The following is a 13,612-nucleotide window of genomic DNA, read 5'->3' on the forward strand; positions in this document are numbered from 1 at the left end:
TGCCCGGACGGGACGCACGTGTGTTGCCCTGGCAAAAGGCCTCCGCACGTTCTCGTCCACACGAAACCATTGACGCCGCACGCGGAGTCGGATACTTCGTACGCGAAACTTTCTCGCGCGAGGGATCCAGCTCATGGCGAACGAGCTTCGTTTCGATGGAAGAGTGGCGATCGTTACCGGTGCGGGCAACGGACTCGGGCGTGCACACGCGCTCCTGCTCGCGAGCCGCGGGGCCAAGGTCGTGGTCAACGATCTCGGCGGCGGCCGGCATGGCGGGGGCACGAGCTCCGAGGCGGCGGACAAGGTCGTCGCCGAGATCAAGGCGGCCGGCGGCGAGGCCGTCGCGAACTACGATTCGGTCGAGCAGGGGGGCAAGATCGTGCAGAGCGCGCTCGACGCGTTCGGCCGCATCGACATCGTGGTCAACAACGCCGGCATCCTGCGGGACGTCACGTTCCACAAGATGACCGAGGAAGACTGGGAGCTCATCTACCGGGTGCACGTGCTCGGCAGCTTCCGCGTCACGCACGCGGCGTGGCCGCACATGCGCGATCAGGGCTACGGCCGCATCATCTTCACGTCGTCTGCGGCCGGCATTTACGGCAACTTCGGGCAGGCGAACTACTCGATGGCCAAGCTCGGCCTCGTCGGCCTCTCGAGCACGCTCTCGCTCGAGGGCAAGAAGAAGAACGTTCTCGTGAACACCATCGCGCCGCTCGCGGGCTCGCGCCTGACGGAGACGGTGCTGCCGAAGGAGCTCATCGACGCGCTCCGGCCCGAGTACGTGAGCCCGCTCGTCGCCTACCTGTGTCACGAGAGCTCGACCGAGACCGGCGGGCTTTTCGAGGTGGGCGGCGGCTTCTTCGCGAAGCTCCGCTGGGAACGCGCCGAGGGCAAGACGGTGCGGCTCGGGCGCGACATCAAGATCGAGGACGTCCAGAAGAGCTGGGGCGCGATCGCGGGCTTCGACAAGACCACGCATCCGGCCGAGATCAATCAGTCGATGGGCCCGGTCATGGCGAACGTGCAGGCCGGCCCCACCAAGGGCGGCAACGACCTCATCGACGTCGATCAGGCGCTCGGGTACGAGTATCCGCCGGTTCATTCGAGCTACGACGAGCGTGATCTTTCGATCTACGCGCTCGGCGTCGGCGCGGCGGAGAACCCGCTCGACGAGAAGGAGCTGCGCTACGTCTACGAGCTGCACGGGCAGGGCTTCGTCCCGCTGCCCACGTACGGCGTGGTGGCGGCGCTCTCGGCGCTCATGGATCTCGCCAAGCAGGGCAAGACCGCGCCGGGCATGAACTACGGGCTCGATCGGCTCCTGCACGGCGAGCAGTACCTCGAGCTCACGCGCCCGCTGCCGCCGAAGGCGAAGCTGACGCACAAGGCCAAGGTCAAGGAGATCTGGGACAAGGGCAAGAACGCGCTGGTCGTCACGGAGATCCGGACGACGGACGAGTCGGGCGAGGTGCTCCTGCGCAACGAGAGCACGGCCGTCATCCGCGGCGCGGGCGGCTGGGGCGGCGATCGCGGGCCGTCGTCGGACATCAACGTGCCGCCGGAGCGCGCAGCTGACGCCACGATCGAACAGAAGATCCCCGACAACCAGGCGCTTCTTTATCGCCTCTCCGGCGACTGGAACCCGCTCCACGCCGACCCGAGCTTCGCGAGCGCGTTCGGCTTCACGAAGCCGATCCTGCACGGGCTCTGCACGTTCGGTTACGCCGCGCGGCACGTGATCCACACGTTCGCGGGCGGGGACGCGCGCAAGTTCAAGAGCATCAAGGTGCGCTTCGCGGACAGCGTGTTCCCGGGCGAGACCGTGGTGACCGAGATGTGGAAGGAGAACGACGAGCGCATCGTGTTCCGCTGCAAGGTCAAGGAGCGCGACAAGGTCGTCATCTCGAACGCGGCGATCGAGCTCTGGAAGGAGATCCCGCAGCCGAAGGCGAAGCCCGCGGCGGCTGCTTCTGCGGCGGCGCCCGCGAAGGCGGCCGACGATCCGGCCGGCGACGTGTTCATCGGGATCCGCGATTTCGTCGAGAAAAACCCAGCGGTCGTCGAGAAGGTGAAGACCATCTTCCAGTTCGACCTCAAGGGCCCGGACGCGACCTGGACGATCGATCTGAAGAACGGCAAGGGCGCGGTCTTCGAGGGCAAGGGCGCGGACAAGGCGGACACGGTGCTCGAGATCGCGTCGTCGGATTGGCTCGCGATGGCCACGGGCCAGGCCGACCCGCAGAAGCTCTACTTCGAGGGCAAGCTCAAGATCTCGGGCAACGTCATGGCCTCGCAGAAGCTCGGGTTCATGAAGAAAATCGATCCCGAGCAGGCCAAGGCCGCCATCGCGGCGCACAAGGCCAAGGCCGGCGGCGCGGCGGCTCCGGCTGCGGCGGCGCCCGCGAAGACGGCCGAGGATCCGGCCGGCGACGTGTTCATCGGGATTCGCGACTACGTCGAGAAAAACCCGGCGGTCGTCGAGAAGGTGAAGACCATCTTCCAGTTCGAGCTCAAGGGCCCGGACGCGACCTGGACGATCGATCTGAAGAACGGCAAGGGCGCGGTCTTCCCGGGCGCGGGCGCGGACAAGGCCGATACGGTGCTCGAGATCGCGTCGTCGGATTGGCTCGCGATGGCCACGGGCCAGGCCGATCCGCAGAAGCTCTACTTCGAGGGCAAGCTCAAGATCTCGGGCAATGTGATGGCCTCGCAGAAGCTCGGGTTCATGAAGAAGATCGATCCCGAGCAGGCCAAGGCCGCCATCGCGGCGCACAAGGCGAAGGCCGCGAGCGGCGAGGTGAAGGCCGAGACGGCTCCGCAAGCGGCGGCGGCGCCGAAGGGGCCGGGTGCGGCGGCGGTGTTCGATGCGCTGAAGGAGCGGCTCGGGAAATCGTCCGGGCTTGCAAAGGAAGTCGACGCGATCATCGAGTTCCGGCTGACGGAGGGCGACTGGCACGTCGACCTCACCGGTGGCAAAACCACGGTGGCGACGGGCCGGGCGACGAACCCGTCGGCGGTGCTCACGCTCTCGACGGAGGATTTCGTCGCGCTCGTGTCGGGGAAGGAGCAGGAGGCGCGGCTGTTCCAGACGGGCCGCCTGCGGGTCGACGGCGACGTACGTATCGCCTCGAACCGCCTGCACTTCTTGAAGGGGCTTTTGGGTTAATCGCGCACGTTCGCAGAAGGAGGCTCAAATGGGCAGGCGAGTCAACGTCATCGGCGTCGGAATGGTGAAGTTCCAGAAGCCAGGCGCCAGCGAAGAGTACAACGTGATGGCCGCGAAGGCGGCGCGCACGGCCCTCGCGGACGCGGGCGTCGATTACAACGAGGTCGAGCAGGCGTACGCCGGGTACGTCTTCGGCGACAGCACGTGTGGGCAGCGGGCGGTCTACGAGGTCGGCCTGACGGGCATTCCCGTCATCAACGTGAACAACAACTGTTCGACCGGCTCGACGGCGCTCTACCTCGGCCGGCAGGCCATCGAAGGCGGCCTCGCCGAGTGCGTGATCGTGGTCGGCTTCGAGCAGATGGAGAAGGGCGCGCTGAACGCGAAGTGGGCCGATCGAACGAACCCGATGGACAAGCACCTGGACGTGATGAACCGCGTGCAGGGCTTCAACCAGGCGCCGCCGACGGCGCAGATGTTCGGCGGCGCGGGGCGCGAGTACCGCTGGAAGTACGGCGCGAAGCGCGAGACGTTCGGCAAGGTCGCGGAGAAGGCGCGCAAGCACGCGAGCAAGAACCCCTACGCGCTCTTCAACGAGGTCCTCTCGCTCGAGCAGATCATGGCCTCGCCCGAGGTCTTCGATCCGCTGACGCGCTTCCAGTGCTGCCCGCCCACGTGCGGCGCGGCGGCGGCGATCCTCTGCTCGGACGATTTCGCCCGCAAGAAGGGGATCTCGAACGCGGTCTACATCGCGGCGCAGTCGCTGACCACGGATTATGCGTCGAGCTTCGGCGACAGCATGATCAAGATGATCGGCTATGACATGACGAAAACGGCCGCCGATCAGGTTTACGCGAAATCGGGGATCGGGCCCGAGGACGTGCAGGTGGTGGAGCTCCACGACTGCTTCACGGCGAACGAGGTCGTGACGTACGAGGGGCTCGGCCTGTGCAAGGAGGGCGAGGCCGAGAAGTTCATCGAGGAAGGGAACAACACGTACGGCGGCAAGTACGTGACGAACCCCTCGGGCGGCCTGCTCTCGAAGGGCCATCCGCTCGGGGCGACCGGCCTCGCGCAATGCACCGAGCTCGTCTGGCAGCTCCGCGGCACGGCCGAGGCGCGCCAGGTCGAGGGGGCGAAGGTCGCCCTCCAGCACAACCTCGGCCTCGGCGGGGCCTGCGTCGTGACGATGTACCGCAAGGACTGACGCGAACACGCGCCGGACGAACGGAGGCCGCGCTCGAAAGGGCGCGGCCTTCGTCGTTTCGAAAGCGGTTGTGGCGCGGCGACGACACCCGGACACGAGCGCCCCTGTAGAGAAACGGCGACACCACGACAGACGCGCCGTGGCGTGACCACGACACCCAAGTAAGGCTCCACCCGCGTGCTTGGAGGAGGGGAGACACGCCTCGGGGGGTTCGTGCGGCTTTTCTCGCTCGGCATCTGTCTTGCTCGGTCATCGCGGCGGAGGCGCACATGCCCACGAAGCGTTTCGCCGCCGTCGTCCTCGCGCTCTCGATGACGACGAATGCTGCGGCGGCAGAAGAGCCCAAGGTCGACGTGTCTTCGAATGCCGAGTCCCGGACGGAAGCGCCGCGGCCGCGGCCCCATCAAATCAATGGATTCACCGAGGTTCGGGGCTCCAGATCGAAGGCCTGCTCTCCGGCTCCCTGGGCTTCGACATCCACGCGGGACCGGTCGTCGTGGGCGCCTACGGGACGGCGTATGGGTTCACTGGGGACCCATGTCCCGGTGTTCGGACCGGGCGTGCGTCTCGGCGGGCGATTCTAAGGACGAGAGGAGCTTCGCGATGATTTCGTTCGACTGGAGAAAACAAAGCGGCATCCTTGCCATCCTCCTCGCGCTCGGGACCGTGACGAATGCGGCGGCGGCGAAGGATTTGACGAATCCGTACGAGCGGTACGAACCCAAGGTGGAGGAGCCGCCTCCGCGGCCCTACCAGGTCAATGGGTTCTTCGAGATGCGCTACAGCATCGGCGGCGCGGAGAGCGGCGTCGCGGGGCTCGAGTTCTCGTACCTGGCCCATCCACACGTCAGGCTCGGCGCGGCGCTGAGCCTCCCGATCGGGGTGGGGTCGGCCGAATATTGCTGGGAACGGGGGTTCGATTGCACCTTCAACTACGTCGCCCCCATCGGCTTCGTGGAGGCGCACGCCCGCCCGAAGGCCGTCTTCGATCCGTGGGCCCGCGCGGGTATCGGCGTCCCCTTCATCTATTCGCACCATGACCCACTGAGGCCCGACCTGCGATTGCGCGTCGAGGGCATGTTCATTGCATCGCTGGGATTCGACATCCACGTAGGGCCGTTCGTCGCCGGCGTGTACGGGACGGCGAACCTGTTCACCGGGGATCATTCGCCGGTGTTCGGCCCAGGCGTGCGTATCGGCGGTCAATTTTGAAAGGGGCTTCCCAATGAATCCGAACGGAACGACGAAACCCATGGTATCGATGATGGAGACGCTCGCCCACTGGCATTTCCGCCGCATCGAGGAGTGCTCGACGCTGCTGCAATGGCTGAATCCGCAGCCCGGGGAGCGGGTCCTCGACATCGGTTGCGGCGACGGGTATTACGACGCGCGTATCGCGGCGCGAGGCGCGCACGTGGTCGGCGTGGACATCCATGAAAAACGTCTCGCCAAGGCGCAACGCAAGCACCAGAGCGAGCGGACGGACTATCATTACATGGACGCCGAGGAGCTCGGCTTCGAGCGCGCCTCGTTCGACAAGGTGATCTCGTTCTGCGTCATCGAGCATTTCCGAAACGAGGACCGCGTGCTCGAGCACGTGAGCCGCGTGCTCCGGCCCGGCGGAAAGCTGTTTCTCTCGGCCGACAGCCTGTCGAACCCCGAGGTCACGGACGCGGAGCGCGAGGCGCATCGCCGGAGGTACGCGGTAAACAATTTTTACACCATGGAGCACCTGCAGGAAAAACTCGAACGAGCCGGGCTCGTGCTCGAGCGATACCATTACATCCTCACGACGCCCATCACGCTCGCGCTGGCGCGGCTGTCGTGGAAGCTCGACGATCTGCCGCCGTTCCTGATGCCGCTGCACGGAATCGGGTACGCGGCGCTGGGGACGGTGGGCAAGTTCATCTCGGATTTCGCCGAGGATCACGCGCGGCGGCCAGACAGCGGGCTGACGCTTTTGGCCGAAGCGCGCAAGCGCTGATCCCTTCGATGAAGGCACGCATGCGACACCTCCTCGCCCTTGTTTCATGCCTCGCTCCCGGCTCGATCGCCGCGGCAGCGTCGGCCGCCGAGCCTCCGCCTCCGCACGCCCCGGCAAAGAAGCCCTTTCCCCGCTGGAGAACGAACCATTTCATAGAGGGTGCGCTCGCCCTCAACGCTCCTGGCGTCATGTTCGTGCACGGCCCCGAGGTCTCGTACGCGCTGACCCCGCACCTCCGGCTCGGCGGAGCCTTGCAGCTCCCACTCAAGGTCTCCCAAGGATATCATTGCGCTGATCCGTGGCTGGGGGAGAGCCCTTGCAACTTCTACTCGGTGGGGCTCCGCAGCTACGCGGAACTCCACGCAGCCCAGGGCACCGAGGCCGATCCCTGGATACGCGGCGGCATCATGCCGCTCGTCCACGCCCCGCGCGCCCACACCGCTTCCACTTCCTACCAACCCGATCTCGGCTTCTTCGCCTCCGCCGGCATCGATTTCAACATCGGCCCGGTGTTCGTGAGCCTCTATGGCACAGTGTCCGCGTTCGTCGGAGAGCAAGCCCATCTCGGAGGCGGCGGCCTCCGGCTCGGCGGGCAGTTCTGAGGCCGTTGCGCCGGGGCTCTGCCCCGGACCCCGCGGGGGCTATTCGCCCCTCGACCCGAACCAGGGCAAGCCCTGGACTCGGGTTGGAAGAACTGCGCGATGCGCAGTTCTTCCACGAGCCGGTGGCAAGACCAGGTACAGCGTTGCCAGTCGAAATGGCAGCGCCGCCGCTTTGCCTGGCAGGGCCTTCGCTGGTCTTGACTGCGGCCTGTTCGATGAACTGCGCATCGCGCAGTTCATCGACCCCGGGTCCAGCGCTTGCGCTGGTCCGGGTCCAGGGGCGGATAGCCCCTGGTGGGGCCTGGGGCAACGCCCCAGCTCAGCGCCTACCGGACACGAGGCCGTCGAGCACTGCTGCAAACCGATCTGCGGCCGTCTCCGAGGAAAACTCGGCTGGCGCCGGGACGGGGGTGGGCAGCGCGCGCGCCCTTCGGAATTGCTCGTAATGCGCTGAGAGGGCCGCCACGAGTGCATCGACGTCCCCGGGCCGGATGCGCCGGTTGTCCGAACGGTGCGCGAGCAATTCGTCGACCTCGACGTTTTCCGTGATCGAGACGATTGGCATCCCCGAGGCGATGTAATCGTACGTCTTCGCCGCGATCCGCAGGACCACGCGCGGATCCACCATCGAAAGCAGCACGTGGGCGCGGCGCAGCTCGCCGAGCAGGGCGCGTTGCGGGATCGTCGGCGCGAACTCGACGAAACCCGAGAGCCCCAGCCGTTCGACCTCGGCGCGCTCGTATTCTGTTGCGCGACCGATCTGCCGGAGCACGAGGTCCGCGGGGGTGAGGTTTTCTCGGTCGATGAGGAGGCGCAACGCCCGGCCGATGTCGTCGACGCGTGTCTCGGCGCGCAAGGTGCCGGTGTGCAGGATCGTGAATCGCGCGGGCGGCTCGGGCGACGCGGGGGCGGGGTCGTAGAGGGACGCGTCGAAATGGTTGCGGACGAAGGACGATTTGCCGGCGAGGAACGGGTAGCGCTCCTGGTATGCGGCGAGGGCGCGGCGCGTGTTCAGGACGACGTGGTCGGCGCGCGCGAGGATGCGTTGTTCGAGGGCGGCGACGACGTGATGGCGGGCCCGCTCGGCGGCGTCGCGTGGCGGCGCGGCCCCGGACTCGTGCAGGCCCCAGGGGTCGCGGAAATCCAGGACGAGCGGCAGGCCGAGGCTGCGGGCCACGTGTACGCCCACGGGCAGGCAGGAGAAGGGACCCGCGCTCACGACCACGGCGCGCGCGTCCTCGCGGCGGGCGAGCTCGACGGCTTCGTGGGCGGCGTGCGGGCCGTGGAGCAAGCAGCGGTCGCCGAGGTCGCGGAAGGGGTTCAGGCCCTCGATGGGGCGTGCGGGGCCACGCGGGGCCGGCTTGGGGCCGCGGAGACGTTTTTCGAGGGCGGTGAGGCCGTCGCGCGCGGCGAGGATGCGGCGGTCGACGTAGGCGTCGTGGGTCACGACCTCGGGCGGCAGGGCGCGGACGAGCTCTGGATCGCGGGCGTCCTCGGGGAAGGTCGCGCAGAGGACGGCGGGGCGGAAGCCTCGCGGGACGAGGTGACGCGCGAGCTTGACCCAGCGGTATGCGCCGACGGCGGCCTGGGGCGCGAAGTAGGGGGCGATGAGGAGGAAGGTGCGCACGGGGTCCCGACGCGGCCGACGATAGCAGACGCGACGCGGACGTGCTGGAGACAGCTTCAGGTGCCGTCTGCGGCCGGGGTCTTGGCGGCGGCGGCCGCCTCGTTCTTGCGGCGCGTCGCGGCGGCCTTGACGCCGACTTGCGCGACGTATTTGAGGAGTTTTTCGAATGCCGCTTCGACCGAGGGGTCCTTGCGGGCCACGGTGCGCTTGACGGTCTCGGCGAGCTGGGAGAACTCGGCTTCGCGCTGATCCTCGTGGTAGGCGATGCTCTCTTCGAGGACCTCGACCAGCTTGCGGGCGTCGCCGAGCAGCTCATTGAGCAGCTTGACGTTCGCGGTGGAGGTCGCGATGCGCCCGATCAAGTCGAGCGAGACGCCGAGCGTCGCGGCGTATTTTGTGAGGGCGCTGGGCACCTCGAGGAGGACGTCTTCGAGCCCCTCCTGCGCGCGCTTGAGCATACGCCCGGCCCCCGGCGCCAGGTCGAAGATGATCTCCTTGGCGGCGTTGGCATCGATGAGAAGCTTGCCGGTGAACGGTGCGATGGGAACGTGTGCCACGATTCCTCCTGGGGTGTGTCCCCGTCGGATGCGGTGTGTTTGCACCGTATGTGAACGTGCGTGTCGTGGCAACAAAATAAGGAGAAGTGGGACGGGCGAGTGAGCCGTGACCCTCCTGGCGAAGGTTGGCGATCTCCTGGCGGAGGCGGGGGACGTCCTTCCGGGCATCCATGAACTCCTGCTGGAGGTGGGCGGCGTCCTGCCGGAAGCGGGTGAGGTCCTCCCAGATGAGGAACGACGTCCTGGTGGAGAGGGGCCACCTCCCGGCGGAGAGGGGCTAGCTCCTGCCGGAGGTTTTCGCACCCACGGGCGGAGGTGGGTGACGTCGGGGCGGACGTGGGCGATTTCCGGGGTGAGGTGGACGATCGCCTGGCGGAGATGGAGGGCCTCCGATCGGAGGTCACTCGACCTCCGATCGGAGGTCACTCGACCTCCGGCAGGAGGTTCAAAGACCAACGACGACCCTGCCCACCAAAACCGCGGCGTTGACGATTCAACTGGCAACGTGCCCGTCGCCAGCGTGGAACGCACCTTCCTGGTCTTGCCTGCGGCCTGTGGGAAGAACTGCGCATCGCGCAGTTCTTCCCCAAAAGGTCCAGGGCTTGCCCTGGTTCGGGTCGAGGGGCGAACAGCCCCCGCGGGGCCCGGGGCAGCGCCCCGGCGCGGCGGCCTTTGCCCTTTCAGGAACCGTCATTCTCCGGCGAGTACCTCATTCCATTCATGAAATCAGCCCCCGAGGAATTCGCCCGTCACCCGCACAAGCTCGTCGGGATGCGTCCAGATGAGCGCGTGGCCAGCGCCATCGATCATGACGAGCCGAGACCCGGGGATTCCGTCGTGGAGCATCTTCGCGTGGTGGATCGGGACCGCGTCATCGTTCGAGGCGGCGATGACGAGCGTCGGACATCGGATCTGGGCCAGACGGCGCCTGCTGTCGAACGCCATCGCCTCCCTCCACGCGGACACCATCATCTTGTCGTCCTGGTTCGCGATGAGGTCGATAACCCAGTCGGCACGCTCCTTGGCAAGCTGCTTCAATCCTTGTGCGAGGACGAGCTTCGCAAACCGCCTCATGCCAAGGGCGTGGATGAGAAACGGCACGATGTGGCCTTCGATCCTCTCGCGCAATGTCGCCATGTTGAAGGCGTAGGTGCATGCGAGCACGAGGTGGTCGCATCGACGGGGGTGGTCGAGGACCAGTTGTTGCGCAATTGCACCGCCCTGCGAATAGCCGAGCACCGCGGTAGAGTCGATGCCCAGATGGTCGAGCAGGCGCGACAGGTCAGATGCAAGCTGTGCCGTCGTATACGGCGGCGCAAGTCCCCGGCTCCGCCCGTGGCCGCGCAGGTCTGGAACGATCACGCGATGCCGGGCTGCGAGATGTTCGATGACCGGCTCGAACATCTCCCCCGTGATCATCAACCCATGTATGAGCAGGAGGGGCGGTCCTGATCCGCGCTCGGTGAAGTAGACGAGATCCGAGGGCACCGGGACAGAGCTCCGTGACTTCACGGCTTGAGGATTTCCTTGTCGAGTTTCTTTCCGATGGCGCGCAGGCGTGCATTGAGCTTCCGTCCTCGCACGGGAATGGCGCCTGAAAGTGCGGGCCGTAGCTTGCTGTAGAGCGGCGCCGCGACAAGAACATCCTTGTCCGTATACAGATCGGTTCGGGCAGGGAGCAGATACCGCGGGGGCGCTCCGTAGCGAGCCGGCAAGAGCGAGCGTTTGACTTCCGCGGAGCTCGTGACATGAGCGATGAACGCGGTGGCATCGGGCAAGCACTTCTCGTCGCAGGTCGTCGAGATGGTCAGCATGTCTACCCACGCAAAGGGATGCGAACCCTTGTCGGAAAGCGGAAGCGGCTTCATCTCGATGTCCTCGAGGTCGAGACATTCACCTTTTCGACAGGATTCGTGTTGCTCCAACGCGATGTAGTACAGACGCTCGGAGTATCCCACGAGTGCTCGACCACGCTTTCTCGCGAATTGTCGCGCGTAAAAGCTGGTTGCCTCGTGATAATCGGAATCGCGGCACATGCCTGTGTCGCAGAGAGTTATGGCTCTCTGAAGATTTGCGGTCGCGCCGCCGAGAAGGTTTGTGTCAAGCAGATACGGTTCTGCAGCGGACAGGTCCCCGAGCTCATCGAGCGTGGCATCGAGGTACAGTTCTCCCAGGGTCGACTTGCCCTTCGCGTCGACCAGGAGTCCTTGATCCGGCGAATGCTTGACTCCTATCAGCGACTCGACATCTTTTAGCGTGCCTGCGCTTCCGAGCGGGTCACCCGATCGATAGAAGATGTAGTTCGTGCAGGCCCAATGGGGCAAGCCCCACCACTCATTCTTGACTTTCGCGGAGTCCTCCGCCACCTGAACCATGGTGTTCGCGGGGGGCACCAATTCCTTTGGGAGCGCCTGGATCCGCTTCTGGTCTATGAAGTCCGCCAAGAAGACGCCGTCGAGCTCGTAGACTTGTGCGTTGGTATTCGTGATCGCCTGGGGCTCGTCCTCGTTGTAGTAATTGGCAGAAAGGTCGATGATCTGCAGGTCGACGTCGGGGTGGTCGCGCTCGAAGCTGTGTTCGATATCGTAAAAGAGGCTCTGGTAATCAGGCAGGAAGGGGTAGAGGGCGACGGTCAACGTACGTCGAGGAGCAGGGGCACAGTCTGCCTTCGCATTCGTTGACGCGGCTGGGGTCGCCGCCGGGGCGTCGGGAGCGGGGGGAACCGTGGGCGCACATCCGAGAAGGAGCACGAAGGCGGCTGTCAGGGCAGTGCAACGGATGATGGTTGATGGCATGGCGTCTCTCCCGTCTCTCAGTTTCCGTCGGTCTCGAATAAGGGCCACTGCGCTGCGGATCGGCGCTACGGCTCGCCCCCCCGCGGCGCGAACGTGGCTCGTTGACCAGAAGCTCCCGCCATCACCCAGGCCCACGGAAGTATGGATCTCACGACACGGCCCCAATCTGCAAGACAAACCAGAACCCTTCGGGACCACACATCATGCCTGCACGACGATGTCGCGCGTCTTCAGCTTGTCCTTGATGGTCAACCTTTCGAAGATCGGGCGCGTGACGGGCGAGCTGGCGAGGCGGAGGAACGCGGAGCGCAGGATCCGCTGAGCTTCCCCGGACGGGGTGAAGAACGCCCTCATTTTCACCCCGTCGGCCTGCAGCTCCGTGATGAACGGGCGCAGCTTCTCCTCCCAGGCGACGAGCGCGCGTCCCACGTCGTCAGGGTATTTCTCCAGCATGTTGCCAAGGAGCTCACTCCCGGCCAGGCCGGTCGAAGCGCCCATTCCTGAATACAGCGTCAAGCACCACGCGGCATCGCCGACCAGCACGACCCGCCCCTTGTGCCAGCAATTCATGCGAACCTGGTTGACCGAGTCGAACAGGTACTCGTCTGCGGCCGCGAAATCGTCGAGGAGCTGCCTCAGCACGGGCCCTGCCGGTTCCGGTCCGTACGCCTTGCGCAGCGACTCGATGGGGGGCCTTCGGAACTGCGCATCGACGTCGTCCACGCGGTAGGAGAAGAGCACGCCGGGGTTGTGGTCCGCGAAGGGGAAGACCCACGCCGACCGCCCGGCCTCGGCCAGGACCAGCCCATCATGCAGGTTGTAGCCGCGGACGGGTTTGCTGAGGATGGCTGCCCCGATCATGTAGTTCAGCGGGTAGAGGTAGTCTTCGTGCAGGCCGAAGACGAGCTTCCGGACGGTCGAGCGCATTCCATCGGCGCCCACCACGAGGTCGAAACGCTCGGTCACCGTCGCGCCGGTCTTCGTGTGGGTCATCGTGACCTCGGCGCCGCGCTCTCCCTGCTCGATCCTGGTGGGGACCGTCGAGAAGCGGATCTCCGCCTGCTCCGGCAGCGCGTCGAAGAGCGCATTCTCGACATCGCCGCGCAGCAGCATGCGCGGCGCGCCGGGCACGTCGGCGAAGGCCATGCCCTTGCGACGACGATTGGCCCGGTCGACCTCGAACGTCTTGCTTTGCGGGTGATTGCGGTTGCCCATCGCCTCCAGCACGCCGAGCCGCTTGGCGGACGCCTGGCCCGTGCCGAAGAGGCCAATGAAGTAGCCGCCTTTGCGGCGCTCGGGTGCACGCTCGATGATCACAGGCTCCCAGCCAGCGCGGTGCAGCCGCAGGGCCGTGGCGATGCCGGCAATGCCAAGTCCAACGATCAAAACGCGGCGCCCATGGGTTGCTGAAGTCGTCATGATGTTTTGACTCTAGCCATCGACGGCGCCCGCCGGCAGAGCATGGGTTGGGGCGGAAATCGGCCTGGATTGGGGTCGGCTGGAGGGCCCCATTGGTCTCATCTGGGAGGCGCTGAGCTGGGGCGTTGCCCCAGGCCCCACCGGGGCTATCCGCCCCTGGACCCGGACCAGCGCAAGCGCTGGACCCGGGGTCGATGAACTGCGCAACGCGCAGTTCATCGAACAGGCCAGGTCAAGACCAACGACGACCCT

General features: G+C 66.1%; 10 protein-coding genes. 5 read left to right on the forward strand and 5 right to left on the reverse strand.

Features of this window, described 5'->3' with window-relative positions; genetic code table 11:
- The first annotated feature begins 133 nt into the window (after positions 1-133).
- From KEG38_RS49110 to KEG38_RS49130, 5 genes are all read left to right on the forward strand, one after another.
- Complete coding sequence (locus KEG38_RS49110) at positions 134-3,169, forward strand: peroxisomal multifunctional enzyme type 2 (RefSeq protein ID WP_272427895.1); 3,036 nt, start codon at positions 134-136, stop codon at positions 3,167-3,169.
- A 28-nt stretch (positions 3,170-3,197) separates the two neighbouring features.
- Positions 3,198-4,376, forward strand: coding sequence for a lipid-transfer protein (locus KEG38_RS49115; RefSeq protein ID WP_272427896.1), 1,179 nt, complete (start codon positions 3,198-3,200; stop codon positions 4,374-4,376).
- 603 nt (positions 4,377-4,979) lie between these two features.
- Positions 4,980-5,588 carry a hypothetical protein gene (locus KEG38_RS49120; protein ID WP_272427897.1) on the forward strand — a complete coding sequence of 203 codons (609 nt, stop codon included), beginning with the start codon at positions 4,980-4,982 and terminating at the stop codon, positions 5,586-5,588.
- 13 nt (positions 5,589-5,601) lie between these two features.
- Positions 5,602-6,360 (forward strand): class I SAM-dependent methyltransferase, encoded by a 759-nt coding sequence (locus KEG38_RS49125; RefSeq protein WP_272427898.1) that lies wholly within the window; start codon positions 5,602-5,604, stop codon positions 6,358-6,360.
- Between the two features lie 20 nt (positions 6,361-6,380).
- On the forward strand, positions 6,381-6,962 hold the full coding sequence (locus KEG38_RS49130; RefSeq protein ID WP_272427899.1) for a hypothetical protein: 582 nt from the start codon (positions 6,381-6,383) through the stop codon (positions 6,960-6,962).
- A 319-nt stretch (positions 6,963-7,281) separates the two neighbouring features.
- Here the strand turns inward: KEG38_RS49130 and KEG38_RS49135 are convergent, their stop codons facing one another.
- The 5 genes from KEG38_RS49135 to KEG38_RS49155 form a co-directional block, all read right to left on the reverse strand.
- Positions 7,282-8,589, reverse strand: coding sequence for a glycosyltransferase (locus tag KEG38_RS49135; RefSeq protein ID WP_272427900.1), 1,308 nt, complete (start codon positions 8,587-8,589; stop codon positions 7,282-7,284).
- A gap of 56 nt (positions 8,590-8,645) precedes the next feature.
- Positions 8,646-9,146 (reverse strand): hypothetical protein, encoded by a 501-nt coding sequence (locus KEG38_RS49140; protein ID WP_272427901.1) that lies wholly within the window; start codon positions 9,144-9,146, stop codon positions 8,646-8,648.
- Between the two features lie 726 nt (positions 9,147-9,872).
- Entirely contained in the window at positions 9,873-10,634 is a 762-nt protein-coding gene (locus tag KEG38_RS49145; protein WP_272427902.1) for an alpha/beta fold hydrolase, read from the reverse strand.
- 20 nt (positions 10,635-10,654) lie between these two features.
- Positions 10,655-11,782, reverse strand: coding sequence for a type 2 periplasmic-binding domain-containing protein (locus KEG38_RS49150; protein ID WP_272427903.1), 1,128 nt, complete (start codon positions 11,780-11,782; stop codon positions 10,655-10,657).
- A gap of 360 nt (positions 11,783-12,142) precedes the next feature.
- Positions 12,143-13,360 carry an FAD-dependent monooxygenase gene (locus KEG38_RS49155; protein WP_272427904.1) on the reverse strand — a complete coding sequence of 406 codons (1,218 nt, stop codon included), beginning with the start codon at positions 13,358-13,360 and terminating at the stop codon, positions 12,143-12,145.
- Between the last annotated feature and the right edge of the window lie 252 nt (positions 13,361-13,612).

Source organism: Polyangium jinanense (genome assembly GCF_028435265.1).
Taxonomy (GTDB): domain Bacteria; phylum Myxococcota_A; class Polyangia; order Polyangiales; family Polyangiaceae; genus Polyangium; species Polyangium jinanense.

Excerpts from the sequence above, each read along its gene's own strand:
- KEG38_RS49110 (WP_272427895.1), top strand. The coding sequence starts at position 134 with ATGGCGAACGAGCTTCGTTTCGATGGAAGAGTGGCGATCGTTACCGGT.
- KEG38_RS49115 (WP_272427896.1), top strand. The coding sequence starts at position 3,198 with ATGGGCAGGCGAGTCAACGTCATCGGCGTCGGAATGGTGAAGTTCCAG.
- KEG38_RS49120 (WP_272427897.1), top strand. The coding sequence starts at position 4,980 with ATGATTTCGTTCGACTGGAGAAAACAAAGCGGCATCCTTGCCATCCTC.
- KEG38_RS49125 (WP_272427898.1), top strand. The coding sequence starts at position 5,602 with ATGAATCCGAACGGAACGACGAAACCCATGGTATCGATGATGGAGACG.
- KEG38_RS49130 (WP_272427899.1), top strand. The coding sequence starts at position 6,381 with ATGCGACACCTCCTCGCCCTTGTTTCATGCCTCGCTCCCGGCTCGATC.
- KEG38_RS49155 (WP_272427904.1), bottom strand. The coding sequence starts at position 13,360 with ATGACGACTTCAGCAACCCATGGGCGCCGCGTTTTGATCGTTGGACTT.